At 42.8% G+C, this 26,037-nt stretch carries 20 protein-coding genes; 8 read left to right on the forward strand and 12 right to left on the reverse strand.

Features of this window, described 5'->3' with window-relative positions; all coding sequences use genetic code 11:
• Positions 1–2: 2 nt before the first annotated feature.
• From AC0IWT_RS10535 to AC0IWT_RS10560, 6 genes are all read right to left on the reverse strand, one after another.
• On the reverse strand, positions 3–602 hold the full coding sequence (locus AC0IWT_RS10535; RefSeq protein ID WP_056871702.1) for a hypothetical protein: 600 nt from the start codon (positions 600–602) through the stop codon (positions 3–5).
• A complete protein-coding gene (locus AC0IWT_RS10540) occupies positions 599–2,752 on the reverse strand; it encodes a xanthine dehydrogenase family protein molybdopterin-binding subunit (RefSeq protein ID WP_471797166.1) in 2,154 nt (717 codons plus the stop codon). The genes AC0IWT_RS10535 and AC0IWT_RS10540 overlap by 4 nt, the downstream gene beginning before the upstream one ends.
• On the reverse strand, positions 2,749–3,225 hold the full coding sequence (locus AC0IWT_RS10545) for a (2Fe-2S)-binding protein (RefSeq protein WP_471797167.1): 477 nt from the start codon (positions 3,223–3,225) through the stop codon (positions 2,749–2,751). Before AC0IWT_RS10545 ends, AC0IWT_RS10540 begins: the two co-directional genes overlap by 4 nt.
• Before the next feature lie 178 nt (positions 3,226–3,403).
• On the reverse strand, positions 3,404–4,453 hold the full coding sequence (locus tag AC0IWT_RS10550) for a carboxymuconolactone decarboxylase family protein (RefSeq protein WP_471797168.1): 1,050 nt from the start codon (positions 4,451–4,453) through the stop codon (positions 3,404–3,406).
• The gene (locus AC0IWT_RS10555) at positions 4,450–4,953 is read right to left on the reverse strand and encodes a cupin domain-containing protein (RefSeq protein WP_471797169.1); all 504 of its coding nucleotides are present in this window, start codon (positions 4,951–4,953) and stop codon (positions 4,450–4,452) included. The genes AC0IWT_RS10550 and AC0IWT_RS10555 overlap by 4 nt, the downstream gene beginning before the upstream one ends.
• Positions 4,954–4,981: 28 nt before the next feature.
• Entirely contained in the window at positions 4,982–5,548 is a 567-nt protein-coding gene (locus AC0IWT_RS10560) for a DapH/DapD/GlmU-related protein (RefSeq protein WP_471797170.1), read from the reverse strand.
• 103 nt (positions 5,549–5,651) lie between these two features.
• On the opposite strand from AC0IWT_RS10560, the gene AC0IWT_RS10565 reads away from it, so the two are divergent.
• The 4 genes from AC0IWT_RS10565 (at position 5,652) to AC0IWT_RS10580 (ending at position 10,807) form a co-directional block, all read left to right on the forward strand.
• Entirely contained in the window at positions 5,652–6,479 is an 828-nt protein-coding gene (locus AC0IWT_RS10565; protein ID WP_471797171.1) for a helix-turn-helix domain-containing protein, read from the forward strand.
• Positions 6,480–6,853: 374 nt separating this feature from the next.
• The gene (locus AC0IWT_RS10570; RefSeq protein ID WP_471797172.1) at positions 6,854–8,356 is read left to right on the forward strand and encodes a peroxidase family protein; all 1,503 of its coding nucleotides are present in this window, start codon (positions 6,854–6,856) and stop codon (positions 8,354–8,356) included.
• Between the two features lie 98 nt (positions 8,357–8,454).
• Complete coding sequence (locus tag AC0IWT_RS10575; protein ID WP_471797173.1) at positions 8,455–8,937, forward strand: SgcJ/EcaC family oxidoreductase; 483 nt, start codon at positions 8,455–8,457, stop codon at positions 8,935–8,937.
• Positions 8,938–9,577: 640 nt separating this feature from the next.
• The gene (locus AC0IWT_RS10580) at positions 9,578–10,807 is read left to right on the forward strand and encodes a cation:proton antiporter (protein WP_471797174.1); all 1,230 of its coding nucleotides are present in this window, start codon (positions 9,578–9,580) and stop codon (positions 10,805–10,807) included.
• A 64-nt stretch (positions 10,808–10,871) separates the two neighbouring features.
• Here the strand turns inward: AC0IWT_RS10580 and AC0IWT_RS10585 are convergent, their stop codons facing one another.
• Together AC0IWT_RS10585 and AC0IWT_RS10590 are read right to left on the reverse strand one after the other, a co-directional pair.
• Positions 10,872–15,167, reverse strand: coding sequence for a PAS domain S-box protein (locus AC0IWT_RS10585; RefSeq protein ID WP_471797175.1), 4,296 nt, complete (start codon positions 15,165–15,167; stop codon positions 10,872–10,874).
• 1,144 nt (positions 15,168–16,311) lie between these two features.
• Positions 16,312–16,560, reverse strand: a complete 249-nt coding sequence (locus tag AC0IWT_RS10590; RefSeq protein ID WP_082491595.1) for a hypothetical protein — start codon at positions 16,558–16,560, stop codon at positions 16,312–16,314.
• Positions 16,561–16,850: 290 nt separating this feature from the next.
• On the opposite strand from AC0IWT_RS10590, the gene AC0IWT_RS10595 reads away from it, so the two are divergent.
• The 4 genes from AC0IWT_RS10595 to AC0IWT_RS10610 all read left to right on the forward strand — a co-directional run bounded on the left by AC0IWT_RS10595 (position 16,851) and on the right by AC0IWT_RS10610 (position 19,759).
• Positions 16,851–17,297 (forward strand): LexA family protein, encoded by a 447-nt coding sequence (locus tag AC0IWT_RS10595; protein WP_056871717.1) that lies wholly within the window; start codon positions 16,851–16,853, stop codon positions 17,295–17,297.
• 49 nt (positions 17,298–17,346) lie between these two features.
• A complete protein-coding gene (locus tag AC0IWT_RS10600; RefSeq protein ID WP_471797176.1) occupies positions 17,347–18,519 on the forward strand; it encodes a Y-family DNA polymerase in 1,173 nt (390 codons plus the stop codon).
• A gap of 144 nt (positions 18,520–18,663) precedes the next feature.
• A complete protein-coding gene (locus tag AC0IWT_RS10605; RefSeq protein WP_471797177.1) occupies positions 18,664–19,368 on the forward strand; it encodes an SOS response-associated peptidase in 705 nt (234 codons plus the stop codon).
• Positions 19,369–19,558: 190 nt separating this feature from the next.
• Entirely contained in the window at positions 19,559–19,759 is a 201-nt protein-coding gene (locus AC0IWT_RS10610) for a hypothetical protein (RefSeq protein WP_471797178.1), read from the forward strand.
• 12 nt (positions 19,760–19,771) lie between these two features.
• Here the strand turns inward: AC0IWT_RS10610 and AC0IWT_RS10615 are convergent, their stop codons facing one another.
• The 4 genes from AC0IWT_RS10615 to AC0IWT_RS10630 all read right to left on the reverse strand — a co-directional run bounded on the left by AC0IWT_RS10615 (position 19,772) and on the right by AC0IWT_RS10630 (position 26,037).
• A complete protein-coding gene (locus AC0IWT_RS10615) occupies positions 19,772–20,791 on the reverse strand; it encodes a cellulase family glycosylhydrolase (protein WP_471797179.1) in 1,020 nt (339 codons plus the stop codon).
• Positions 20,792–20,818: 27 nt separating this feature from the next.
• Positions 20,819–22,660, reverse strand: a complete 1,842-nt coding sequence (locus AC0IWT_RS10620) for a glycoside hydrolase family 35 protein (protein ID WP_471797180.1) — start codon at positions 22,658–22,660, stop codon at positions 20,819–20,821.
• Between the two features lie 105 nt (positions 22,661–22,765).
• Positions 22,766–24,283 (reverse strand): glycoside hydrolase, encoded by a 1,518-nt coding sequence (locus AC0IWT_RS10625; RefSeq protein ID WP_471797181.1) that lies wholly within the window; start codon positions 24,281–24,283, stop codon positions 22,766–22,768.
• A 62-nt stretch (positions 24,284–24,345) separates the two neighbouring features.
• Positions 24,346–26,037, reverse strand: coding sequence for a RagB/SusD family nutrient uptake outer membrane protein (locus AC0IWT_RS10630; RefSeq protein ID WP_471797182.1), 1,692 nt, complete (start codon positions 26,035–26,037; stop codon positions 24,346–24,348).

Raw genomic sequence — 26,037 nt, forward strand, 5'->3', positions numbered from 1 at the left:
AATTATTTCGCGGGTGCAAAAGCGCCGGTTTGCAGCCATTTAAGCCAGGCTTTTTTGAATTCAGCATGAGAAATCGGTGGCAAACTTCTGCCCTCGCCGGGATTCCATCCAGCCAGTACAAGTCCGTCATCAGCATGCGCAATCAGTTCCTTCATCCCTTTATTCCCGTTCTGTTTCGGGTTAACAAGCTGCTTAGCAAGCTGGTTCGCACTACGTCCCTGGAACACCATTTTCATATTGTCTGGCGGAAGATGCCAGTTAGGATTACCCGGAGGCGTATGCAGTCCAGGCGTATTTTCAGCCTGATGGCAATTTGAACACTTCATCGCTAAAACACCTTTGCCTTCAACACCGCGTTTTGGCAACATCGTGTGCAGATGGCTATCGTCTCCCTGCAAGGGAACATTGCCCGCTGGATGACAGTTCATGCACCGAGGACTCATCAGCACAGCGTATACCTGCTTAAATGCGGCGACGGAGGCTATACTATCCTTTACCACCATTAATGGTTCGGTTTTAGTTTCTTTCTTGCTAACATTAAAAGATAATGCCATAACTACAGAACTCAGCAGCATCAGGCCTAAAATAATCGGTTTCTTCATGACTGTTGGATAAGTTTATGATTTGCAATGGGCAGGTTATATATTCGCTTTCCTGTGGCAGCAAAAATTGCATTTACGATTGCCGGGGCCGTTGGTGGCACAGAGCATTCTCCGGCACCGCCCATCTTTTCGTTACTATCCACAATAAAAACATTAATTTCGGGAGATTCATGCATGCGTGCCATGCGATAATCATAAAAATTATTTTGCTGGAGCTTTCCTTTTTCTAATGTCAATTCTCCATAGAGAGCCATTGTAAGGCCGAATACAATCCCGCTTTCAGTTTGCGCCTTCACTCCATCGGGGTTAACCGCCAAACCGCAATCAATGGCACAATCAATTTTATGAACCCTCACCTGTCCATCAGCAATGCTCACTTCTGCCAATACTGCTACAAAGCTTCCGAAAGCCTCATTTACTGCAATGCCTTTAAACCTTCCTTTGGGAAGTGTTTTTTTCCATTCACCTTTTTCTGCTACAAGATTAAGTGCAGCCAGGTGACGGGGATGATCTGCCAATAATCTTTGTCTGTAGGCTACCGGATCCTGACCGCTACTTTTCGCTAGTTCGTCAATCATCGTTTCCATCACGTAAGCGGTATGGGTATGTCCAACTGAGCGGTACCACAGTACAGGAACAACTTCTTCAGTATTATGTAATCCAACAAAATGATTGGGCACTTTGGTTAGATAAGGCGATCCCATTACGCCCTCTACAGAAGTGCTGTCGATGGGCGTTTTCGGGGCACCAAAGGCAGGCGTAGCAGCCTGCATGATTGATTGTCCGACAATATTATGTTTCCATGCCACAGGCAAGCCTTCACTGTTTAACCCTACCTGCACATTATGAACGAAAAACGGCCGGTAATGCCCGCCTTTCATATCATCTTCGCGACTCCAAACCATTTTTATCGATTTGCCTGAATTCTTGGCAATATGTACGGCTTCTGAAACAAAATCTGTAACTGGTGTAGCTCTACGTCCGAAGCCGCCGCCCAGAAAGGGAATATTCACCTTAACCTTTTCGGGTGCAAAGCCCAGAATTTTTGCTGCCGATGCCTGCTCCGCCGCAGGCAATTGTGTTCCCGTCCAGATTTCACAGCCATCACCATCTATCCTAACGGTGCAGTTTAAAGGTTCCATTGCTGCATGCGCCAGATATGGAAATACATATTCTGCTTTATAAACCTTCGCAGATTTTGAAATTCCCGCAGCGGCGTCGCCTTTTTTCTGGGCGGTTAAACCATCCGTGGCAGCAAGTTTTTTATATTCGGCTGCTTGTTTAACGGTAGATAACTGTGCTCCTATTCCATCCTCCCAAACAACAGATAAAACCTTTTTGCCCTGTTGTGCTGCGTAGTAATGCTCCGCAATCACGGCTACGCCGGTCGGTATCTGGACTACCTGCTTCACGCCGGGCACCAGCATGGCTTTTGTTGAATCAAATGATTTAACCTTTCCTCCAAAAACCGGAGCATGGGCAACAACAGCAGTTAGCAAGCCGGGAAGTTTGATGTCCATACCAAAAACTGCGGAGCCATTTGTTTTTACCGATGCATCCAAGCGTTTGTTTCCTTTTCCGATGTATTTCCATTCAGCTGGTTTTTTAAGCTGTGGCCGCTCTGGAATAGGAAGCAAGGCTGCATCTGCTGCTAATTCGCCATAAGTATATTTGTTTTTACCTGCGATAACAATGCCATTTTCGGCTTTACAAGCTTTTAGATCCGTTCCTGACTTTTTAGAAGCAGCTTGCGTAAGCATAATCCTGGCGGTTGCGCCGGCGTATCTGTAACGGTCAAACTCCGACCAGGTTGTTGAGGATCCTCCTGTTATCTGAACGCCGAAAACAGTATGGTTTAGTGCTTTATCCGGCCCACCATGTTGAACGATTATTTTTTTGAGGTCGACGTCCAGTTCCTCAGCTATCAACATCGGTAGGGTTGTCCAAATGCCCTGGCCCATTTCCACATGACTAAGCGTAACGGTTATGGTGTTGTCGGCGCCAATATTCAAAAAGGCATTTGGCGCAAATCCGGATGTAGCTGTTGGCCCTGATAATGCGGCCAGCTTATTTGCCTGTGGAATGGTGAATGATATTAGCAAGCCGCCGCCAAGAACTGCACTTGATTGTATGAAGTTTCTTCGGTTCATGGCTTTACTCCCTCCTGCTGCATCTTCGCAGCTTTATGTATTGCAGCCCTTATTCTTGGGTAAGTGCCACAACGGCAAATGTTACCCGACATTGCATCATCAATATCCTGATCCGTTGGGTTTGGCTTTTCCCGCAGCAATACCGCTGCAGACATAAGCTGCCCGGATTGGCAATATCCGCACTGCGGTACATCCAGTTCTGCCCACGCCAACTGAAGCGGATGATCGTTATTTTCGCTCAATGCCTCAATGGTGATAATTTGCTGTCCTACTGCCCTGCTTACCTTAGTAACGCATGACCGTAGCGCTTCTCCGTTTACATGAACGGTGCAAGCGCCACACTGGGCTACGCCACATCCAAATTTGGTACCTGTAAGCCCAAGTAGGTCGCGAAGAACCCAAAGCAATGGCATATTAGGATCAACATTAACCTCTCTAGCCAATCCGTTTACAGTTAGCGTAAATTTCTCCATTATAATTTGAAATTATTTGTATATCAATATAGTTAGTATTTTCCTGATATCCCACATACGCAAACAAATCGCTATCAAAAAACAGCATTTTCCGAATACCTGGTTGATTCGCATTGCCACATTATCCGCTCACTTTCAATTCGCGGGCTTTTTTAGCCTTCACAATGACAAGAATACTTTACTCCAATTTCCTGAAAATGGATTTCATGGTTTCTTTATCCAGACTTTCCATATCGATTAATTTTAATGTTTTCACCATTTCTAGCGTCGAAGTTTTATAGGTTTTAAAATGCGGCGTCTGCAAATGATTTTCATAAGCGGCTTTATCGGCGTAGATTTCAACAATCCTTATCTGTGTTGGCTGTGCTTTCTGAAACATTGGAAAAATAGCAATCACGCCGGGTTCTTTAGCAATCGATGCAGCCGCCTCTTCTTTTAGGATAGATTTGTAATGTTCCAAATGTTCAGGAAGGATTTCTATTTCAGAAATGCGGACAATCATATCTGGCCGTATAACTGGCAGCAAAGGCCGGTCTATATTTTTCAGCAAGGTATTCGCCTGCGTTGTACTTACCAATTCCTGAACAACAACGCTCAGTTCTTCCAGCTGAGAATCTGTTATGCCCGTGTTTCTACCCATTTTAAGGTGCGCCTGCAACTGGCTCCCCACGCCCTCCATAGCTGTTAATGCAGTAATAGTAATTAGCTCTCTTTTGCGAAAATCGAGCACCTCACTTGCGAAGACATCCGCAAAAAGATGTTCTTTCAAAAAAGCATCAATACGCGGTGCAAATTCTCCAAAACCAGGTGCGGGCTTAGCTTGTGGTGTTTTAGTGAGTTGCTCCAGCGTTCGGCGACCCTGTTCATATTTATCGCTTACCGTGTTTTGAATAATTTTTTGCCCTTCGGGATCTACGATCTTCCTCGCTTTGCGTTCATCCAAAACTGCAGAAAAAGTGTTAATAGCATTTAAACTCCGCGGAAACCCACAATAAGCATAGAGTTGTGTAAGTGCTTCTTTAATTTCATTGATGGTTAAACCATTATCAAGTCCGCGGGCCAGCTGAACTTTAAGCAACTCTATTTTACCTGCAGCTGTCGTTGCTGCAATACCGGCAAGGCTTCTTTCCTGTTTAGTTAATTTTGCCATTTCTTGTGCTTCAGATTTGGGGATGATTACATTGAACAGCAACAGTAGCAATCCAAGTTTCCAGCTGAGTAATTTCATATTTTCGGAATCTCGTTATTGGCATTTTGATAGTCCTCATCACTAACCGGCTCCAGCCATTTATTTTCGTTTGCAGCAGGATTGCCATTGGTGGCAAGGTGAGAAAACCAGCTTTCGGCCGTTGCGCCGTGCCAGTGTTCTACGTTCGGTGCAATTTCCACGATGTCGCCAGGCTTTAAATGCCTTGCCGGTTTACCCCGCTCCTGGTACAAACCTTTGCCACCAATTACTATCAGTAACTGCCCGCCGGTATGGCTGTGCCAATTGTTTCTGCAGCCAGGCTCGAAGGTTACATTTGCCAATGGAACATTGAGATCTTTATTGCTGGTTAGCGTAGCCAGATAAGATGTGCCGGTAAAGTATTTGGCAAAGCCTGCGTTTTCTGCGCCGGTTGGAAAATCGCTTATTTTTGGAATTTCTGTTTTCATTTTATTTTCTGTTTTTTGAAGTACGCTTTGCGCATTAAGCTTATACGTAGTGAAGGAGGCTATCATCGCCATAACTATCATTTTGCTTACCATCGGCTCCCTAAATTTGTTTTAAAAACCTAGCCGGTACCCCACCCACAACAGTATTGTCTTCAACATTTTTTGAAACTACGGCACCAGCGGCAACGACAGCATTTTCGCCGATGGTTACACCTGGTAATATGATCGCATTTGCACCTATCCAGGCATTTTTTTTAATATGGATTTTACCCGGTACCAAGCACGCCCGCTCAGCTGGTGCCAACGGATGGCCCTCGGAAAGCAAACTTACTTTCGGACCGATAAGCACATTGTCTTCAATCAAAATTCCACCTAATGTTAAAAATGTACAGTCGAAGTTGATAAAGACATTTTTTCCGATACTTAGATGCTTTCCGTAATTGATGTACAGTGGTGGAAAAACAGCTACTTTTTGGTCTATTTTTTTGCCGGTAATTTGACCAAGGATTTCTACAATGACAGCCGGATCAGCACTGCTGTTAAGCTGTTGCAACAGGCCAATGGTTGCGTAGGACGACTTTCTGAGTTCGCCCCATCCGCCATGCGCTGCAGTAATGGTTTGCCCGTTATTTAAATCGTCGAATATTGAATTATCTGAATTATTCATGTTATTGAAACATCAAATCTCCGACCAATTTAGTTCTGATTTATGGCACTAATGACGCCATTAATGTCAAATATTACCTAATTTAGGATTTAAATTCGAATAAATGAGTGAAACGCAGGACGCAAGGGTGGTATACTTATCGCTCGACCACATCGAGCCATCAGTTGAAACACTGTTGAAAAGATACCACGTGCACCTCTATTGCCATAAGGGAAAATTAGCTTTTATTTTTGGCGATCAGCTTCTGGCCTGTAAGGCCGGGCAGTTTTTATTCTGGTTTGCCGAATCGAGGTGGAGCATTAAATCCGTATCGAAGGGATTTAAAGCCACGGTGTTACTTGTAGAAAAGCGTTTCCTGCTAGATAATGTGCCTGACCAAGGTTGGAGCATTAATGCACAGCTTCATTCGAGGGTGCACCCGGTTAAAGATATTCGCTCCAAAGCAGAAAGAGAGAAAATTTTAAACAACTTTAAATGGTTGCTTTTACGTTTCGAGGAAACGGAACACCGTTTTTATGAGGAAGCGCTGAAACTACAAATGCGGCTATTTATTTTAGAAATGTGGCATAGTTTCGCTAATGAGTACGAACGCCGGCGCCATAGCTTGCAAACCGGAACACTATACGAACAGTTTATTAATTTACTGCAACAGCATTGCCTAACTCAAAGGGAAGTACAGTTTTACGCCAATGCGTTAAACATTACCCCTAAATACCTAAATTATCTTTGTAAAATTCACTCCGACCGAACCGCATCCAGCTGGATACACGGACACGCCAAAGAAAGGATCATCCTTTTGTTGCAAAACAGGCACCTGAACATTGCCGAAATTGCCGAAGAAATGCAGTTTAGCAGTACTTCTTTTTTTACCAGGTATGTTAAAAAAATTTTAGGACAAACGCCAAGTAGTTTCAGGATGAGGTTAGACTAGGCTGGTAAAATGCTGCTCTGAACGAACCGATTAGCCGGCTCAGCGAAACATCGAAATTTGCAGGTATTGGCAAGAAAAAAGGGTAAAAACTTTACTGCCTCATTTGTTGAGGGACTACCGTTCGCTTTATTTTAAAACACAAAAATATTTCCGAGGTGAAAAAAATCACAAACCGGAATCTGTCTATCGTCGAAACCACGTTCCTTACTCCTGTAGCCGTCGAGGAAAAATCAAAAAAATGCTTTTATAAACTAACACATACCGTACGTGTTTTACGGTAATTATCACGTAATAAAGCAATTAGCCGCTCCTATATTCCAATAATAAAATGATAACTGTCTATATTTAGTTAACCAGAAACTAAATATAAGATTATGAGCAGACATGGAGCCCTCTATCAGGACATAGTCCCTTTTACGTCCCGATTCTATGACAAAGGTAAATTCGGGAGAATCTTTCCCTCTCTTCCGCCTTTCGCGGCGGATACAAAAAAAGTTCGCGAAGCACTTATCGATATTGGTAAAAAAGGCGGCATAATGGACGCAAAGGATGATTTGACAAAAGACCCGGTAGAGTTAATAACTAACCCCCTTCTGCAGGTGAATAATCCGAATTCGCCTGTGATGAGTGCAGGAATGACCTTTTTGGGGCAGTTCATCGACCACGACATAACATTTGATCCAACTTCCAGCCTTGAGCGTCAAAGCGATCCCGAGTTTATCGAAAATTTCAGAACGCCTTCACTCGCCCTGGATAACGTTTATGGAAGTGGCCCGGGGGCTTCTCCGCATCTTTATGATCAATCGGACGGGCTCGGAATTAAAATGCTTTTACATCCGATGGGGGTGAAAGGCAAAGATGATATTGATAAATGCGATTTACCAAGAAATTCCCAAAATACAGCGCTGATTGGTGATCCAAGAAATGATGAAAATCTTATCGTTTCGCAGTTGCAGGTGCTCTTCCTGAGGTTTCATAATGCCGTTGTAGATGCTTTGCGGGCAAAATATCCTTCAAAATCTCCAGGCGTAATTTTTACGGAAGCTCAAGAGCTGGTACGCTGGCATTATCAATGGATATTATTGCATGAATTTCTGCCTTTGCTTTGCGGACAGGAGGTAGTTGATGATGTTTTAAACAAGGGAAGGCAGTTTTACGGCTGGCACAACAGCCCATTTATTCCTGTAGAGTTTTCAGTTGCTGCCTATCGGTTTGGCCACAGTCAGATCCGTCCATCTTACAGGGCCAATTTTGGCATTGCAAATAAGCCAAATCCGACGCCTTTTTTTGCAGATATATTTGATTTCTCGGCAGATCCGCTGCATGCGGACCCAAATGATTTGAGAGGCGGAAAAAGGGCAGAACGGAGATTTTTGGACTGGCATACCTTTTTCAACCTTGGGGATGGGAGCATGCGCCCGAATAAACTGATCGATACCAAACTATCTTCACCCCTATTTCAATTACCAGGTTTCGCCTCGGCAGATGTGATTTCCCTGGCGTCCAGAAACCTGCTTAGGAGCCTGACCTTTGGGCTGCCATCCGGACAACGAGTAGCCCATGCTATGCGTATGCAACCGATGGATGCTGAAGTATTTGAAGATTTAAAGCACTATAAGGTAAATTTCGAACATAGCACACCCCTATGGTTTTATATTTTGAAAGAGGCCGAAACACAGCAGATGGGTTTAAAACTTGGTGAGGTTGGGTCGAGGATAGTATCAGAAGTTTTTGTTGGCTTGTTAGAGGGTGATAACACATCCTTCCTGTCTCAAAATCCGTTTTGGAAGCCCTGTTTGCCCTGCTGGGAACCATATAGAAACAACAAGCACTTCACCATCGCCGATCTTTGCCGCATTGCTGAAGGAAAAGTTTAGATTTCTCTTTAAAATACGGGTGCTCAGGATAATGCCGGTTCTGAGCGCCCAATAAATAACCAGGTTTTACCAGGCTCATTTAATCTAATTTAACTTTTATGAAAAAATTTATGATATCATGTTTACTCATTTTGAGTCTGAGGGGTTTTTCTCAAACGAGTGAAACGGCAATCAGGAACATTGTCCGTCAACAGGAAACTTACTGGAATCAAAATAACATTGCAGGTTATACCGGTTTCTTCTCAGATGATTGCGTACTTATTAACTTTTTAGGACTTTACTGGAAGGGAAGAAAACAGATTGAAAGTGAATTTAATAAGATTAATGAATGCTGTATTAAGCCAACTGAAGTTAAACTTGAAGTGTTAGATATTAAATTCACCAGTTCTACATCTGCTGTAACCCATATAAAAGAAACGCTCACTGCTAAAGCAGATTACACGGTTCCCGGAGGTGTTGTTAACAAGGGAACTGTTAACCATAAATTCATCACAGCGGTGCTCGAAAAAAAGCAGGGTATCTGGAAAATTTTTGCCATGCAGGTAACACAAGTGGTTCCGTTTCCCGGGCCAGCGAGATAGGAGCTAATAAATACGTTTTGATGCTCATGGATAACCCATTCGCAACTTAGCTAAGATAACTTCTAAGCCAATTCAAACTGGCAGCTCAAAGCAATAGGCACAACATTTTACACAGAAACTTCTATTACGGCAAAGGAGTAATGTTAAGAAATACCGGATGATTAAATACAACCTCGATGCGGTTTGCGGAGGAAAGCTCATGCAGTAAACTTTTTAGTTACCAATGCTACCGACCTGCACCAGCGGATCGTAATTTTACAGTCTTGCACTCAAAAAGCAGGAATGCTTTTTCTTTGTCGTGAACGACTTGCAAACTTATTAATTAGGTTGTTGAGGCTGAAGATCAATTTGCAGCTTTTGAAATCCCAGGAAATAATCGAAACCAAAAAGATAAATTAATGTTGCTTTCCTGTAAGCACGTAAGTGGATAAACTGAAATCGAAAGCATATTATCGCATTCAGTTTGCCGCCATATACGGAAACAAACATTTTAATTTTTGGGCAGTGTGCCGTTGTTTTTTCGATCAACTATTAGAAATTCTGACGCCACTTTATTTTATTTTAAAACAACGGATGACTTCAATTTGGCGAATAACCTCGATACTATGGCTGCATTTTCAATCTCTTTAAATATTAGATAATGAGCCAGTATATCCTATTAATGCTAATTGCTGGGATTGCCAGTATTGGCATGGCCTTTATCCCCGCACTGGCAAAAAAACTAGGCTTGTCGTATGCAATTGTTTATGTGGCAATTGGTGTTTTAATCTACCTAATCTGGCCCAAAGTGTTGCCATCCCCTCTTCCACAGCATGATAATAGCGTTGTGGTGCATTTGACAGAGCTTATTGTTATCATCTCTTTAATGGGTACTGCCATCAAAATCGACCGAAGTTTTTCCTTTCGGAAATGGTCTACGCCGCTAAGGCTGATACTCATCGCCATGACATTGGCTATTTTAATTTCTTCATTGCTGGGTTTTTTCGTTTTGGGTCTAAATTTATCCGCTGCGCTTTTACTGGCCGCAGTGCTCGCACCTACAGATCCTGTGCTCGCCGCAGATGTGCAGGTTGGGCCTCCAAATGAGCACGGAAAGTCCGAGCCGCGATTTGCGTTGACCTCAGAGGCAGGCCTTAACGACGGCCTTGCTTTCCCATTTACCTGGCTTGCAATCGTGATCGCCTCGCAGGGCGTTAGTTCGTCTTCTTTATGGCACTGGACTTGGTTTTATTTGGTGTACAAAATTGCCGCAGGCTTAATTATAGGCTGGCTGTGCGGCAAACTGGTAGGCTATCTGGTATTTTCAATTTCAGAGAAATATCGCTTACTAAAAGCGTCTGATGGTTTTCTTGCCATCTCGCTCACCTTTATAACCTACGCAATTACCGAATCATTTCACGCTTACGGATTTATTGCTGTGTTTGTTGCCGGCATTACGCTTCGGCACTACGAAAAAGGCCATGAATACCATAAACAACTCCATTCCTTTACCGACCAGATGGAACGGATGCTTCTTGCTGTGTTGCTAATATTTTTTGGTGGTTCTCTGGTTGGCGGCATTCTTGCGCCACTAAATTTGAAGATGGCACTCGTATCAATCGGATTTGTGATTGTTGTGCGCCCGGTAGTTTCTTTTATTTCGCTCTTAGGAAATTCAACTCCGCTCAAGGAAAAATTTGCAATCAGCTTCTTCGGTATTCGAGGTATGGGCTCAATATATTACCTGGCTTTTGCCTTCGGTGAAGCAAAATTTAAGCAGCAGGATGCACTTTGGGCAATTGTAACCTTTACCATCCTTATTTCCGTGATATTACATGGCCTAACAGCAGCCCCGGTTATGAAACGCATCGGAATTAACAAAAATAAATAGTTGCCATCCGGACTGCTGGCAACCATTTAAACTCATTGATTTTTCATCGAAAATGATTACGGCATCATTTCAGGTACCTCGAAGTTAAAATTTCGGTGAGCAATGAAATTTCTGCAATAAATTCTCTTTGGAGCCTTGCAGGCAAGTCACTATCCATCTCATCAAGTACCTCCAGTTTGCCTGAAAGTTCGGCCAGATACACCAGCCCTGCAGATACCGAGGTGCCATATAGCTTATGGCCAAGCAACCTGATGTTTTCAAGTTCACCACCCGCAACGTACTCATTCAGATCAATTAATGATTGCTGCAGCTGACTTATTGTTAGTGAGGCTATTCTTGCTAACTTCTCCTTATTTTCGCCATAATACACTTTTAGCTTAGCTGCATCGAAATGTGCATTAACATCCTCAGCATGTGCAACCTGATTGCTTTGCTCCTCCTGTTGTGCATCCAGCCAACGGCCAAGAACCGTTTCGAGTGTGCCTGTTAGAATAGGTTTCGTTACAAAATCGTCCATACCTGCTTCGAGGCATTTTTCTCTTTCTCCGGAAATATTTCCAGCAGTAACGGCAATAATTGGCGTACGCTTATTGGTTTCAGCCTCTCTAATCGCCGCAGAAGCCTGATAACCGTTCATTACCGGCATCTGTACATCCATCAAGATTAAGTCTGGAGATGTTAAAACAAATTGTTCAAAACCCTCCTGACCGTTTTTAGCTTCCATAATTTTTGCAGCGGGATAAAGTTTGCTAATCAATGTTCTGGTTAAAAAGCGGTTTACTTCATTGTCCTCAACGATTAATATTGTGCTACTTTCTGGTGTTACAACCTCGCTGCTCAATACCCGCGGCTGCAACGTTGCCTGTGCAGGTTCTTTCTCCAAAACGTGGAGCCGTGAAAGTGCATTGTATAAATCGGGCATTTTAATGGGTTTCACCAATCGGTGACTCACATGTAGGGTGCGGCTTGCATTAATAAGCGTGCTGTCGTCGGCCGAACTATGCAGCAACAGAATCGGTAATTCCTCATGACTGGAAAAAAAAGTCTGCCTGATTTTGGCTGTTGTTTCCAGGCCATCCATAAAAGGCATATGATAGTCCATCAGTACGGCATCATAACGTTTTCCGCTGGCAAGATGCTGTAGTGCCTCAAAACCGTTTTTAGCCAAATCGCTTTCAATGTGTTTCAATTTAAGCATATCCGACAGGATGTGACGGTTATTGTCATTATCATCTACAATAAGGATATTTTTGAGCGAATCTATAGCCTCCCAGTTTACTGCCTCTCCTTGTTCACAATCCAGCAATATGTCGAAATAAAAGGTACTTCCAATTCCAGGTGTACTTAGCAGTTGCAACCTGCTGCCCATCATGCGCAAAAGCTTGTTAGATATGGTTAAGCCCAGCCCGGTTCCACCATATTTTTTTGTGGTCGAAGAATCTTCCTGCGCAAAAGCATCAAAAATCTTTTCCTGCTTATCCTGCTGAATTCCGATTCCTGTATCGCGGACACTAAAGCGGAAAAGACATTTCTCATCGAGCTTCTCTAATGGCTGAACTTTAAGTTCAATTTCGCCTTGTTCTGTAAATTTAGATGCATTGCCCAACAGATTTATCAAAACCTGTTTCAACCTCACATCATCAACCCATATAAAACGTGGTAAATCGGGTGCCAGATTTAACAGCATCTCCAGGTTTTTCGACTGTATCTGATAGGTTGTAATATCAGTAGCCTGAAAGGTCATCTCAAAAAGGTCGCATTTTTCGATGTCGAGCTCAAATTTTCCGGCTTCAATCTTCGAAAAATCGAGAATATCATTGATGATATTTAGTAACGCACCCGCAGACTGGCTTACGATTTTAAGGTATTGCTGCTGGGTTTCATCAAGCTTGGTTTTAAGTACCAAATCGGTAAAACCGATAACGCCATTAAGTGGGGTACGGATTTCGTGGCTCATATTTGCCAGAAATTCAGATTTGGCCAGGTTTGCCTCATCAGCATGTATCCTTGCCGCCCTTAGTTCTTCTCGCTGGGCTATCATGCCCGAAATGTCCTGCGTAAATATCATCATCCCGCCGATTACAAATTCTGATTTATACCAGGGCCTCATTTCCAGCGTAATAAAGTGCTGCTTTTCGGTAAGCGAATCGACAAATACATCCTCTTCTCGTCTATCAACCTTTCCCTTTAAAATTTCCCGATGGCGTAGTTTTCGTTCCTCATCCAGGTTAGGGAACATGGTATAGTGCGAGGCACCTATAATGTTTTGCGCTGCAAAGTTATAATCTTCCATCCATTTTCGGCTTACGGCGAGGTAACGCATATCGTTATCTAGCATGGCTACCGCCGCAGGCGTGTGTTCGATAAAGGCAAGCAAACGGGCACGCTCTGTGGCAAGCTCGGCCTCCATTTGCTTTTGTTTTGTGATGTCTGTTGCTACGCCAAGATAGCCCGCAGATGCGCCTTTCGGGTCGGTAATGGATGATACGGTTAGCGAAATATCGAAACGCCCGCCACTGCTGGATTTGTAAATAAGCTCGTGGGTGGCGGTACCGGCACCAGACGAGCTTTCGAAATAATGCTTAAGATCTTTAGGTTTAAACTTATCTGCGGCTGCGTTTGCACCGGTAAAAATGGCTTCCTCATGGTGGTCAAAAAAATCAGGCATTTGTGCGCCAAGCATTTCAGATGCCCGGTAACCTAAAAGCTGTTCGGCACCTTTGTTAAATACAGTAATCCGCCCAACATTATCTGTCGCGATGATACATAGGTCGGCCGCAGCATCAAGTACATCATCCAAAAGCTTTTTCGATGCACCAAGCGCAATTTCTGATCGCTTGGATTTATCAATATCCTGAAAGGTACCAAACAAACGAGTGCACACTCCATCGCTAAAAACGGCGTTTCCAATCGCCCGCACCCAAAGTTCCCTCCCCCGGCCATCAACCATTTCCAGCTCCAAATCATAAGGATTTCCTGTTTGCATAATGTCTGCCACAGCCTCATTAATTTTGTTTCTGCTCTCTCCGGGTTTATAAAAATTTATAGCGGTAGTTATGTCGGGCATAAATGTTTCTTCAACCCCATGAATTTCCCGTGTAACAGGTGTCCATTCGATTCGCTGTTTAGCAACGTCAAGCTCCCATCCGCCAACGCGGGCAACGTTGTTTGTTTGTTCAAGAATGGCTTTGGTGTGCCGAAGGTCGTTCTCCAGTGCATGCCTGTCGGTAATATCAACGGCGTTGCCGATGACATAAGCTTCACCTTGCTCATCTGTTTGAAGTACGTTCGAAAACATCCAGATTCGCTCGGTACCATTTTTGGCGCAAGTAATCATCTGGCCTTTAACATGGCCAAGTTTTGCTATTGCTTTCAAATATTCGTCTAAATATTCATGCCTTTTTTTGGGTACAATATCATAGAGCCCTTTGCCGTCAAGCTCGGCTTTCGTATAGCCGAGAATATGTGCTCCGGATTCATTTACAGAAATGAATTTACCATGAAGGTCATGGATGCACATCAGGCCCTGTGAGTTTTCAAAGAAAACTTTGAACTTATTTTCGCTTAACGCAAGTTTTTGTTGTTTCTCAATTTCGTATGTTATGTCTCGCCCAATAGCCGAAACCTTTCCTGTTGTTGGTACAACAGTTGCCACCCATTCTACAGTACGGTAAGTATTGCGTGCGGTTAGTAGCCGGTGTTTAAATTTAACGCTTCCTGCTCTCGAAACCAACCTGCCAAGTCTGGCAATGGTTTTTCTCCGGTCCGTTTCGTAAACAAAATCGAAAAGCGACTTACCAACAATCTCCGCATCTTCCCAGCCCAATATTCGCTGGAAACTTGGATTAACACGCTCTATTACGCCCGCCGTTGAGCAGATGCATATCAGGTCTTCTGACAGTTCAAAGAGTTCAGCGTAATTTTCGAGGTCGCTACAGGATTCTTCTTCATATAAGCGGCCAAGTTGTATGCACAACACTTCCATAGCTTCTGCCTGTGCAGCACTTAGCTGTATTTCTTTTTCATCGAAAACCGCCAGAACACCAATCACTAACCCATTTTCACCCACGATGGGAAAGGCACTTAAGAATTGAAATGGTGTTTTCGTTTGAAAGGTAGCTATTGCCTGCTTAACTTCAGCAGCAGGCTCAATTAGCCCGGGCAATAGAGCCCACAGTTCTTTTTGGCTGTAGTAATTTAAGATTTCTGCGAGCCCGGTTCCTTTAAAATCCTGACCGGTTCGCCCGACAATAAAATGCCCGCATCCACAGATTATTCTTGAGATAGAAGCCACTTCTGTAATCTCGTTCATTCCTAGCGCCCTGTTGGTAGCATCTTCTTGAGTTAATCCCCTCTTCATATTTTTATCCCTGCATATTTGGCTATTTAAAGTGTCGATGCCATTAAGCGCCCCGCACCCCTTTAAAGCCGTAATATATGAAAAAATATCACTTTGAATAGGTTTCCGTAGCTTATTTTAGAAGCCATTTTTCAAGCTAAAAAAATTGACTGGCAACTTTGAAGCTGTAAGCGACTGTGTAAGAATCAACAGCGGTTTTAACAGCCGTAGGATTTACTTAATTCTTCGGATAAGAATTAATAAATTACCTCATATCAAGATGGCTTTGCGCTTTACCATGCAAGGCGTATTTAATGCGTTTCTGGCACAAACAAGCATTGTTTTCTGCTGATGTGGAACTTAGGCTAAGCATCGGATAGCGATTTGAACCAAGCCTGATTAAAAAACTCGTTTTTAGTTCGCCATGCTTCAAACGCTCTCATTTCAACCTGCTAAAACTTTAGCATTTTTTGTGGGTTATATTTACAAAGATTAATTAATTTCGAAAAAAGCAGGCGTATGGATTTACGTCTGCTTTTTTCTTTTACAACCAGCTTGTTTATGGAAGGATAAAACAATTGGTGCTTAGCAATGTAGTGACTATATGGAAGTTGGGATAATAACTGTTTTTAATAAAATAGCAGGCTTCGGATATATAAAATATGGAAATCTTCTTATAAAATTTCATATCCGGAGCACACATGGAAACTTGTTTACCTATGATACAGTGAACTTCGACATCAACTACGATAATCTTGAAACCACCGCAATCAACGTTCGGAAGGCGGAATAATTTTTATTTTTGCAAAACCATTCTTTTCAAGCTCTCGTATATTATGCCGGATATCTGGAACTAACTGATGTCTAGCTTAGGTTACTATTGATGATTAAAATTTGATTTGGGGATTACTTTACTGGTTTAGAGTAATTAAAGCAGTTGCAATTAAATGCAACTGCTTTTTATTTTTACAAAACTTCCTTTATTTGAATGGTGTTTAGAAAATAGCTTTAGTGTATATTAGGGTAGTCGCGTTGTGGTGGCTGCCCTTTTTTGCAAAAGACTTGGGGCTGACCAGACCGGTTTTATATTTCAAAGCCCAATATGGCCCCGTCTGTTATATGCTTTATCACAAGAAATGGCTTCTACAGACAGATGGGTAGACGGTCATTTTGACTTTTCCTGGCTCACTTCCTTTTCAAATAAACTTTCATGAACCAGGTAAAAACCCTCAACGCTTTTTTTAGGTATCGGCTTCTTTTTGTCTTCCCACATCATATGGGTTGGGCTGGTTTTTAATGTCGATTGTGCAGTTTCACGTTTTCGGTATGCCCAGGTCATTTCAACATTTTCTTCTATCACCTTTCCATCGGTGCAATGGAAGTACATCTTCCTAAACTTAAACTTCTTTGCCATACAAAATTTAATAAAGTTATCGTCAATACAAATACTAATTTTATTAGCAAAAATAGAAGTCGCCTAGGCGATATGCAATATTATTTTTAAACATTTTAGCTGATGATTTTATAGCGTTAAATATTTTATTTAATTCGTTTTAAAAGCTATAAGTAGGTTTTTTGTATTAAGAGAAAATTTATATCTCGAAAACAGCGTTAGCTAAATCTTTTAATTTGGTAGTCACAATGTGGATAACTTAGGTTTATATTGCTAATATTATTAGTATTTTTGTTTGAAAGTTTAAGCTTATGATTAGAGAGTTAGAGATACCGAAAAATGAACTGATTGATACGCTGGATAATCCAGGACGGGTTTCAGGTTTTATTTCCCCTGCGGAGGATTACAAACAAAGGCGGTTGCACATTGCACAGAAAATTGTGAGCGACCCCACCAACACTTTTTACTTTGAAGCAGACGACAACCAAATGCGATACTTCGGCATTATGAAAGGTAGCATCATCGTTGTAGATAAATCAGTAAAGGTTTGCTCAGGTATGCTAATTGTGTGTTGTGTGGATGAAGAATGGCTTACCAGAAAACTGGTTATCAAAGGTGAAAATACTTTTTTGTGCCTGAACGACAGTATGGATGCCTGTCTTAACATCACCGGGAAAAATATCACCGTGTTCGGTGCAGTAACCTGGACCTGCTTACCCCATACCAAGCATCAGCATGTTCGCACTGGCAGATTGTAATAACTTTTACGCAAGCTGCCACAGGTTGTTCGAACCAAAATATAATGGTTTGCCAGTAGTGGTATTAAGCAACAATGACGGCTGTGTAATTGCCCGGAGCAATGAAGCTAAGGCTTGCGGGATAAAAATGGGTGCGCCTTTCTTCAAAATACAGGAAGCCATAAAAGAACATAACATTGCAGTTTTCAGCAGCCATTATACTTTATATGGCGATATAAGTGCAAGGGTGATGACCAACCTGGCCAGGTTTACGCCCGAGGTTGAGGTTTACAGCATAGATGAATGTTTCCTCGGCTTAAGCGGCCTTGAAAAGCTAGCCGATTACGGCACCGCAATCAAGGAAACAGTAATGAACAATACGGGTATACCTATAAGTGTGGGGATTGCACCTACCAAGGTTTTAGCGAAAGTAGCAAACAGAACATCGAAAAAATTTAATGGCGTAATGGTGCTGGAAACCGCAGCGCAGATTGCCGATGCTTTGGCTGATTATCCTGTGGAAGATTTATGGGGCATTGGAAGGCAATTTAGCCATAAACTAATTAAGGGAGGCATTGAAACAGCGGCACAGTTTCGCAATTTACCCATGGATTGGGTACAATCGAACATGACTGTTGTGGGCCTTAGGATGTGGCGTGAGCTTTGGGGCGAAAGCTGCATACCCTTAAAAACCATACTCGACCCGAAAAAAGGAATGTGCACCAGCAGGGCTTTCGGCAAACTAACTACTGATTACAATCAATTAAAAGAAGCGACATCCAGTTATGCCGCACGATTAGGCGTTAAGCTCAGGCGGGAAAGATTATGCGCCGGCGTAATTTCTGTTCGCCTGCTAACAAATAAATTCGGCCCCGAGGCTTTGCAGGCCTACCCGGCCATTACCATTCCGCTTGAACACCCGGTAAACAATACGGTAGATTTGGTAAGGGTTGCGCTGCAGGGATTGAAAAAGATTTACCTGCGTGGCTATTTATTTCAGAAAGTAGAGGTAACAGCAACTGGCCTTATACCCGAGCAAGAAGTGCAACTGAATATCTTCAGCGATTTTAAGGGTGTAAAACATGATAAGGTATCGAAAGTACTCGACAGGCTAAACATGCACTATGGAGCCGGAACACTAAAGATGGCTGGAGAAGGCCTGAAACAGCAATGGACTATGAAAAGGCAGTTTTTAAGTCCTTGTTACACCACAAATTGGAACGATATCATAAAAGTTAGATAATATGAAGGAACTAATTAAATTACTAAAGCAATATTTACTTAAAGAAGCCGCAACACTTAATCAGATTAACGACAAGCCGAAAACAAAACAGAAGAAATAAAACAGTCTGAACAACAAGCGTGTTATCCTTGCAAATACATTAATATGTGCGCAAGATACACCTTAACTGCCGAGGAGAAAGAGATACTAAAAACGCACCCGCATCAGATTCAGGGTGAGTGGACACCAAACTATAACCTCGCCATTACTCAGAAAGGCCTGGTAATTACTGCTGATGAGCCTGACATTATCCAGCAGATGGCTTTTGGCATCGTTCCATATTTCGCTGATAACTTAAAACTTACCAGAGATACCTGGAACATCAAAAGCGAAACAGCAATGGAAAGCAAATTGTGGCGCCCGCTTTTGGTTAACCATAAAACCTGTATAGTAATTGCCGATAGTTTTTATGAATGGAAAAAACTCGATAATGGAGACCGGGAGCCTTATCGCTTTACGGTAAACGATCGAAAGCTATTCTGCTTTGCCGGCTTATGGTCGCAATGGGTAGACCCGGAAACAAATGAAAAATTTAGAACATACGGTATTTTAACAACCGAGGCTAATACATTGGTAGCTGAAATACATGACAAAAAGCGTATGCCCGTAATACTTTCCAAAGCTGAGGAAGATATTTGGCTGAGCAAGACAAGGCCACTCGCCAGTAAATTAGCGGTGTTAAATACTTTCCCTGCAGAATTAATGAAACGCGTTCAGGTGAGCAAACGGGTTAATGCGGTGTCTACTTTAAAAAAACCAAACAATGACGCTGACTTGCTATCTCCGCTTAACACGGATGAAGATGTTTAAGCGTAGACATGTAATTTGCCTTTTGATTTTGCAATTGCTGTTTCCAATTGTGTGAAACTTTTACTACTCAGATCTTGTGGGGATTTGCAGATTAACTAAAGTATAAATACGAGAGCCAAAGCGAAATACGGCCTTTTCATATTCTTTAAACAAAGCAAAATAACATTTGTAATAGAAAGAAAATAAGACAATGAAAAGGTATATTAAATTGATGATAATTCCATTGGCGCTCATGTTGGCAAATTGTACATCCGGGCAAAATAGTCCGGCCGATTCACATCCGGGAAGCGGATCTGTGAAAGCAGGTCGAAATAATGGTACCGATAACAAAAAAGACAGTAGCAAAACGGATTCACTGAATGCTGACAGTACCCCGGGCAAAACGCTTTGAACACCACATCAGTTAATAGCCCCAGCCAAAGCGTAAACGTGCTGCTCCGGATGTGTTGGAAACCGTTAATTTTAAATCGGTACCACTGCCGGTTTTGTTTAAAAGCCCATAGCTGTCTCCATCCCGCAGGCCGGGCCAGTACACGCTTGAAAGTCCGGCATTTCTAAATACGTTTGTAGAGCCAACCATGTAAGCAACTTCATTATCAGTTCCTACAGCACCCGTGTAATTTTTTCCGGTCGTCATTCCGGCGCCGAATTCAGTAACAACTGTTCTTGATGCATATGCTCCGTACCTCGAACGCCAGTTGTTTTCCCAATCAGTCTGGCTTCTTACATTCCAAAAAGCGTAATTGTGCAGGGCTAGTAAACAGTCTTTAAATCTTGCATCTGCGCCAATTCCATTTACGTCTTCCGAATAGCCGGTACCCGATAACAGCACTCTGCTTCTGGGGAGATTGGGGAATTTCGCCAGAAACTGTTCGTAAACAGTTCCGAGTTGCGGCAGAGAATAACCATATGGTTCATTTATAACCTCGATATACACATCGCCCTGCTGGCCATATTTATCTACAACTACGGCCCACATTTTCCAAAATGCATCCATATCATCTATCAGCCCATCTTTGGCTTTTGAACTTTCCCAGCAACACAAAATTACCTTCATTTTTTTTGCCAGCGCCTGGTCAACTGTTGCCTGGTACGCATCCCACCAGGGTTCTGTTACAGAAGGTGGATTTATTGGGAGCCTGATGGCGTTCACACCGGGTAAGTTGGTAATAATTCCATCGTAAATTTTTGCAGATTTTTGCGCAACAACGGCGTAAGTATCGCCAGCTTCAAGCCCCGATGGGATAACCCAGCCATCTACAAAATTATCTCGTGCATCAGCCCAGTTTACCCCCGCAATAAGTGGATGAACCAAGGCAGGCTCTGGTATTACGGGCGCCACAATCTCTTCGGTTTTTTTACTACAAGCCGCCAAACTGAGTAAAATGCCTACGGCGGATACATATTTTTTAATGCACATCATGAATGATTGATTTGCTTGTGTGAAAGATTATTTATTGTCGCTCATCTGATCGAGAATTGGTTGCTCCAAACTGCTTAATTGATTTATTTCTGGTTTGTTAAGTTCCAGGATAACTATTTCATTCTTCCCTTTTTTTAGCCATTCGGTAGGAAGATAAACGGTTTGTTGCGGACCAATGCTCCAATACTTACCCAAATTGTGGCCATTTACCCAAACCACTCCTTTGCCCCATTTCCTAAAATCGAGATAAGTGTCTAAGGGTTTTGCTACTTCAAATGATGCAAGCTTTAATACAGGCGTTTGTTTTGCAGATTTAGTCTCCTTAATTTTAGACGTTTCCACTTTATCAAAAGGCAAACTGAACATTGTCCACGATTTTAGCACCTTGCCACCGAAAGTAACCTCGCCAACAATTCCTTTTTTATTTTTGAGCAAATTAGGCCCGAAATTGATCCGCCCCATATTTTCCACAAAGATTTCGAGCGAATGCGTTCCTGCAGGAACTTTTAGCATCATGCTTTCTTGTCCCAGCCGCCTATCCAAAATGCCTTTTCTCACGCCATCGATGAATACAATTCCATAGTCACGCAAGCCATTTATTTTCAGTTCGGTTTTTGCACCGCCGGTAACTTTCGTTTGGTAAATCATATAGCCGTAGGCCTGGTTCATGTCTTCAAACGTTAGTGGGTTTTCATTTACTTTTCCCGGGCCAACATAATCGAAAATGCCAATCTCTTTATCGAACGTAATTGCATTTAATGCCATTGATGGTTTGGCCGCAGGCACGTCTGGCAGCTTTTCACCTTTAGGCAGGTGCCTGGCGATTACTGCTCTAAACTTCATAAATTTATCGGTTGCATTTCCAGCCTCATCTAAGGGCGCATCATAATCGTAACTGCTAATCTGCGGTTCAAAAGGGATGGTATCCCGAAAATTTGCGCCGTTCATAAACCCTCTGGTGCTGCCACCATGAAACATGTACATATTTATTGAAATTCCTGCCTGCAAAACAGTATCCAACTTGCCGGTGTATTGGCTGGCCGGCACTTTATGATGGGGTGTTCCCCACCAATCAAACCAGGCAGGATACCACTCTGCAATGAAAAACGGTCCTTTACCTTCATTTAAATTTCTAACGGCTTGTTTAACTTTTGCCGGGCTATCCTGGCCGTTTATTGCAGGCATTAGCCCTGCCAGATGTCCCTTTACAATATCCTTTTCGGGGTCGCATGTGTACAACAGGCCATCAAAACCGGCATCAACAAACATTTTTCGGTTCATTTCCAGGTAAACCTTATCCGCTCCATAAGAACCATACTCATTTTCTACCTGTACCATAATGATGTTTCCACCATGATTTACCTGTAATGGCGCCAACTGCTTTCCAACTTCGTTGATGTATTTTTTATATTCGGAAAGGTATTTCTCTTCGCGGCTTCTTACCTCCAAGCCTTTTTCGTTTTGCAACCAGTAAGGATAGCCGCCAAATTCCCATTCAGCACATACATATGGGCTCGGACGAAGTATTACCCAAAGGCCTTCCTCTTTAGCAATTTTCACAAATGCCGCAATATCGTTGTTGCCGGAGAAGTCGAATTTTCCTTTTTCGGGTTCATGTAGATTCCAGAAAACATAGGTTCCAATGGTATTTAAACCCATGGCTTTTGCCATTTTCATCCTCGCCCTCCACGCTTCTCTTGGTACCCTCGGGTAATGAATTTCTCCTGAAATGATTTGATAAGGTTTGTTATCAAGCATAAATGTGCTGTCGCCAAGTGCGAAGCTGTGTTGCGAACTTCCATTTCCACAGCCAAAAAGTAGCGCAACCACAAACGCGGCGCTAAAAAAAAGTATATCTCGTTTTTTCATATGTTTCATTTTTTGATCGTTGCCTTCATCTCGTTAACCATCAGTGTTTTAAAAGATTTTCCGAAGCTCATTACCTAGACTTCATGTAGTATTCGCAACACTCTTCTACTTTGCTTTTTTAGCAATAATCGTGGTAATAGATTTTGCCGGCAAATTGATGTTGCTGGCGGCGGAAACGAATCGTTTAAGGTTCTCGTTTTCTGCGGTAACGTATGTTGTTACGTCTTTTTGCTGCTGGTTTATCCCGTCAAGTGTTAATTTTACAACGCTGTCACTGTTGTTAACGGCAACGGTAATAACCTCATTATTTTTTAAGTAGCTCGATAAATAAAAGTCTTTCTCATCTGCCATGTTTACTGCAAGCCTGATGCTTCCCGGCGTTATGAAACGGCTATAATTACCCAGGCCCCACAACAGTTTACTCTCATAAACCTTTCCGCCGGCCTTACTTTTATCAACGTATACCAAGCCGTCTTTATAATCTCCTGTTGAAACAGCCAGCCACCATTGCCAGGAGGTGGCGTTTGCGTAAATTAAATCGTGATGGATAAGTTTTGCGATGAAAAGGGCAGTGGTCATGCCTAAATCGCGACCTTCACCTTTGAGCAAACTATCGCCGAGAACGCAATATTCCGACATCCAAAATCTCAAATCTTTATGTTTAGCAACCTCATCACCAACAGTTTCTCGTATGGCTATTGCTTTCTCCTCGGGGCTTGTGGTGAAATAACTATGTCCGGATATGCTTCTATCCAGATTTGGAAGTGAACCAGCAAAACCAATTGAAGCCGGATTGAAAAAGTAATCTACCTGACGGCTTTTTGCACTGTCAGGATGGTTCGTAAGGTAATTTAACTGACCAGCATCCGCCAGCTGAATTTTCGTTTTAACTTTTGCCTGGCTAAGCGTTTTACTTAAACTTTTCACAACATTGCCTATCTGCTGGTTGGTGTAAGGGCAACCTTCCTGGTTTCCTTCATTCCATTTCCATTGCGGCTCGTTCACCGGACTTAAATAAGCAAGTTCCACGCCTGTTTTCTTCCTGATAATTTCAATATTTTTCAGCATATCATTTGAGAAAGCATCGACCTTTGCAAAGTCGAGGTTGGTTTTCCCATCACTGGAAAAAGCCTTTTTATTAAGCGTAAAATTTACGTGCGGGCTGTTTACAAAACCAATAAAAGTTTTCACACCGCGTGTTTTAGCTGCATTCAAAAACCAAATTTGCCCGGGCATCGCGTTTTCGTCATATGTACCATTCGTTTGTAGAAAAGATACCTGCCTTCTCCATTCATCACGGATACCACTTTCATTGCCTTGCGCCGCACTTCCGCCACCAATGGCAAAACGCCAAAAATTTAGTCCGATTCCTAAAGGATTCCCTTCCTTATCCACCCTAGTGCTGAAAAGCAAATCGGCAATCCTGTTTTTCTGCTCATCTGGCCACAGGCCAATAAACCTACAGGTCCACGCGTCAGAAGCGCCAAAACCTTCCATGGTTTGCGCCGGCTGGCTAAAATCGATGCTAGCCTGAATTGTTCTGTTTTGTGCCAGCACATTTATCGGCAAATAAAGCGTGCTAAAAATTATAATGCTTAGAATTCTTAAAGGAAGCGTGCGCATAACAAGTGAATAAATAAGATCTGACAGACACTTAAGCCGGCAGATCTTATATAATAATTTAATTAATAACCCGGATTTTGCTCCAGTTTGCCTCCCGATGAAAGAATTTCAGCTCTTGGGATTGGTAACCAGTATTGCTTATCCTGAAATGTTTTACCATCCAAAGCTACTTTGGTCGCATAACTTAATGTGTTTCCTGTTTTAGTTACAATAATGCCAGCCGCAGGTTTACTTTCTACAACATTTGCAGTTTTCCAACGGCGAACATCATAATAGCGATGCTCTTCAAAAGCAAGTTCTACCCTTCTTTCATATCGAACGGCCGTGCGCATATCGGCCTGACTAAGACCGGTTGCCAACGCAGGCATGTTAACATCTGGCCGGGCACGAACCATGTTCACTGCCTGCCTTGCCGACATTGATGAGCCCGCAGGCACCGCATCCGGGCCATATGCCTCATTTGCTGCCTCCGCAAAATTTAGAAGAATTTCCGAATAGCGCAGGTAAATCCAGGGTTGTAAACCCGCAACATCCCATGGATTATCAATCGGGAAAGCATCATTCATGAATTTTTTAAGGTAGTAGCCGGTTTTGGTAGTATTCCAGTTTGAATTTCCATCTTTACTATCCTTTCCTCCCGGGATAAAAGCTTCCAGGTTTCTTCCACGATAGCTTGCACCATCATAAATTACGGTATAAGCAAAACGTGGGTCTCTGTTGGCATAGGGTTTCGCCGGGTCGTAACCGGAACCGGTTTCGCTTATGGCTTTTCCTGTGCTGGTTTGATAATCATCAACCAGATTTTGAAGTGGCGTGTTTCCACCCCAGGCGTTATAACCATTTGGCCCGTTGGCAATTTCTAAACATACGTGCCTGGCATTGGTGGTAAATAACCGCTCGAAAATCATTTCGTTGGTTTCATTTTCGAGAAACATTTTGTTATAACCGCCGGTGTAGATGCCGTATTTATTTAAGCTGATTACTGCCTGAGCAGCTGTAACTGCAGAAGCCCAGGTTCCCGAATTGTAAAGCGGGCTTGCAGCATAAAGCGTCAATCTCGATTTGAGCGCCAGCGCAGCACCTTTAGTTGCACGCCCAAGCATCCAAAAAGACGAATTATTCAATGGCAGCAAGGCCGCCGCTGCATCAAGCTGTGCAACAGTGTAATCGATACTTTCTTTTAATGTTGCCCTTTTAAATAACGATTCATCCTGTAAATTGTCATCAAGCTGGGTTACTTTATCGCCCAGAAGTACCGCCGGACCATAATTGCGGATTATGTCCTGGTAACGAAACGCCCTGATAAACTTAAGTTCGCCCTCAATTAATTTTTTATGCCCGGCACTCATCTGTATTTTTGATAAAACCTGTAGCGCATAATTACATTCTCTGATGCTGCGATAACTTCGCGACCAGAAAGAAGCCGTGCTTCCTAAATTATCTGGCGATACCTGCCCCCGCTGCATAGACCAGGTTCCATCGTCATTGTTGTAAATAGACTCATCCGTGTACGAACTCATCATGCTGTACTCAAAGCCGCGGCCAAAGCCCGGGTTGGAGCCTTCGCCTTCTTTTTCCTGCAGCCTTGGGCTTACATAGCGGTTAAGTACAAAAGCTTCGAAAATTGTACTATCGTTTTCTACAGAGGCCGTACTGATAACCGATGTAGGTGTGATTTCTAGAAAATCTTTCTTACAAGATGCGAACACTAATGCCGCACCAAGGGTAAAATATAATGGTTTATAAAATTTCAT

This window comes from Pedobacter sp. AC464, assembly GCF_979253075.1.

Excerpts from the sequence above, each read along its gene's own strand:
- AC0IWT_RS10535 (WP_056871702.1), bottom strand. The coding sequence starts at position 602 with ATGAAGAAACCGATTATTTTAGGCCTGATGCTGCTGAGTTCTGTAGTT.
- AC0IWT_RS10540 (WP_471797166.1), bottom strand. The coding sequence starts at position 2,752 with ATGAACCGAAGAAACTTCATACAATCAAGTGCAGTTCTTGGCGGCGGC.
- AC0IWT_RS10545 (WP_471797167.1), bottom strand. The coding sequence starts at position 3,225 with ATGGAGAAATTTACGCTAACTGTAAACGGATTGGCTAGAGAGGTTAAT.
- AC0IWT_RS10550 (WP_471797168.1), bottom strand. The coding sequence starts at position 4,453 with ATGAAATTACTCAGCTGGAAACTTGGATTGCTACTGTTGCTGTTCAAT.
- AC0IWT_RS10555 (WP_471797169.1), bottom strand. The coding sequence starts at position 4,953 with ATGGCGATGATAGCCTCCTTCACTACGTATAAGCTTAATGCGCAAAGC.
- AC0IWT_RS10560 (WP_471797170.1), bottom strand. The coding sequence starts at position 5,548 with ATGAATAATTCAGATAATTCAATATTCGACGATTTAAATAACGGGCAA.
- AC0IWT_RS10565 (WP_471797171.1), top strand. The coding sequence starts at position 5,652 with ATGAGTGAAACGCAGGACGCAAGGGTGGTATACTTATCGCTCGACCAC.
- AC0IWT_RS10570 (WP_471797172.1), top strand. The coding sequence starts at position 6,854 with ATGAGCAGACATGGAGCCCTCTATCAGGACATAGTCCCTTTTACGTCC.
- AC0IWT_RS10575 (WP_471797173.1), top strand. The coding sequence starts at position 8,455 with ATGAAAAAATTTATGATATCATGTTTACTCATTTTGAGTCTGAGGGGT.
- AC0IWT_RS10580 (WP_471797174.1), top strand. The coding sequence starts at position 9,578 with ATGAGCCAGTATATCCTATTAATGCTAATTGCTGGGATTGCCAGTATT.
- AC0IWT_RS10585 (WP_471797175.1), bottom strand. The coding sequence starts at position 15,167 with ATGAAGAGGGGATTAACTCAAGAAGATGCTACCAACAGGGCGCTAGGA.
- AC0IWT_RS10590 (WP_082491595.1), bottom strand. The coding sequence starts at position 16,560 with ATGGCAAAGAAGTTTAAGTTTAGGAAGATGTACTTCCATTGCACCGAT.
- AC0IWT_RS10595 (WP_056871717.1), top strand. The coding sequence starts at position 16,851 with ATGATTAGAGAGTTAGAGATACCGAAAAATGAACTGATTGATACGCTG.
- AC0IWT_RS10605 (WP_471797177.1), top strand. The coding sequence starts at position 18,664 with ATGTGCGCAAGATACACCTTAACTGCCGAGGAGAAAGAGATACTAAAA.
- AC0IWT_RS10610 (WP_471797178.1), top strand. The coding sequence starts at position 19,559 with ATGAAAAGGTATATTAAATTGATGATAATTCCATTGGCGCTCATGTTG.
- AC0IWT_RS10615 (WP_471797179.1), bottom strand. The coding sequence starts at position 20,791 with ATGATGTGCATTAAAAAATATGTATCCGCCGTAGGCATTTTACTCAGT.
- AC0IWT_RS10620 (WP_471797180.1), bottom strand. The coding sequence starts at position 22,660 with ATGAAAAAACGAGATATACTTTTTTTTAGCGCCGCGTTTGTGGTTGCG.
- AC0IWT_RS10625 (WP_471797181.1), bottom strand. The coding sequence starts at position 24,283 with ATGCGCACGCTTCCTTTAAGAATTCTAAGCATTATAATTTTTAGCACG.
- AC0IWT_RS10630 (WP_471797182.1), bottom strand. The coding sequence starts at position 26,037 with ATGAAATTTTATAAACCATTATATTTTACCCTTGGTGCGGCATTAGTG.